Below are 1,160 nucleotides of genomic sequence, written 5' to 3' on the forward strand. Positions count from 1 at the left end.
CTAGTGTCCTGCGCCAGTAGTTGATCGTTAGTAGTTGCGTGACTTCTGCTGCTGGTGCGTCAGTTCCTCGTCGGGGCCCGAAGCTGGAACCGTTGCTGCTGTGTGATGACGAGCGGGCGATGTTGGAGCGGTGGACGCGTCGGGCGACATCGGCCCAGGCGCTGGCCCTGCGGGCGCGGATTGTGCTGGCGTGTGCGGGGCCGGAGGCGCCGCCGATTGTCGCGGTCGCCCGGGATCTGGGGGTGGCCGCGGACACCGTCCGCAAGTGGCGGCGGCGCTTCCTTGCTGAGCGGCTGGACGGGCTGGCCGACGAGCCCCGGCCGGGCCGGCCGCCGACCATCAGCGTCGATCAGGTGGAAGCGGTGGTGGTCACCACGCTGGAACAGCTGCCGAAGAACGCCACCCACTGGTCGCGGACATCGATGGCCGAGCACAGCGGTCTGTCGAAGTCGACCGTGGGCCGGATCTGGCGGCGGTTCCAGCTCAAGCCGCATCTGGCGGACACCTTCAAGCTGTCGACCGACCCGCTGTTCGTGGAGAAGGTCTACGACGTCGTGGGCCTGTACTTCAACCCGCCCGAGGGGGCGGTGGTGCTCTCGGTGGACGAGAAGTCGCAGATCCAGGCCCTGGACCGGTCCCAGCCGGTGCTGCCGATGATGCCGGGCATGCCCGAGCGGCGCACCCACGACTACGTCCGAAACGGCCTGACCACCTTGTTCGCCGCGTTCGACGTCGCCACCGGGCAGGTCATCACCTCCTTGCACCGTCGGCACCGGGCCGTGGAGTTCAAGAAGTTCCTGATCCGGATCGACAAGGAGGTGCCCGCTCATCTGCAGGTCCACCTGATCGTGGACAACTACGGCACCCACAAGACCCCTGCGATCAAGGCCTGGCTGGCCAGACACCCGCGGTTCGAGCTGCACTTCACCCCGACCGGCTCGTCCTGGATCAACCAGGTCGAGCGGTGGTTCGGCTACCTGGCCCACCAGATGATCCGTCGTGGGGCGCACAAGAACATCCAGGCCCTGGAAGCCGATATCCGGGCATGGGTCAAGGACTGGAACGAGGACCCCAAGCCGTTCATCTGGACGAAGACCGCCGAGGAGATCCTCGAATCCCTCGCCCGCTTCTGCCGACGGATCTCTGGCGCAGGACACTAG

General features: G+C 66.7%; 1 protein-coding gene. It reads left to right on the forward strand.

What is annotated here, in order from left to right; all coding sequences use genetic code 11:
• Positions 1 to 119 precede the first annotated feature (119 nt).
• Positions 120 to 1,160, forward strand: coding sequence for an IS630 family transposase (locus ACFU6I_RS48710; protein WP_384381058.1), 1,041 nt, complete (start codon positions 120 to 122; stop codon positions 1,158 to 1,160).

It is taken from the genome of Streptomyces sp. NPDC057486, from assembly GCF_042802415.1.
GTDB classification, from domain to species: Bacteria; Actinomycetota; Actinomycetes; order Streptomycetales; family Streptomycetaceae; genus Streptomyces; species Streptomyces yanii.

Bases quoted from the DNA above. Each gene is read 5' to 3' on its own strand.
- ACFU6I_RS48710 (WP_384381058.1), top strand. From the start codon at position 120: ATGTTGGAGCGGTGGACGCGTCGGGCGACATCGGCCCAGGCGCTGGCC.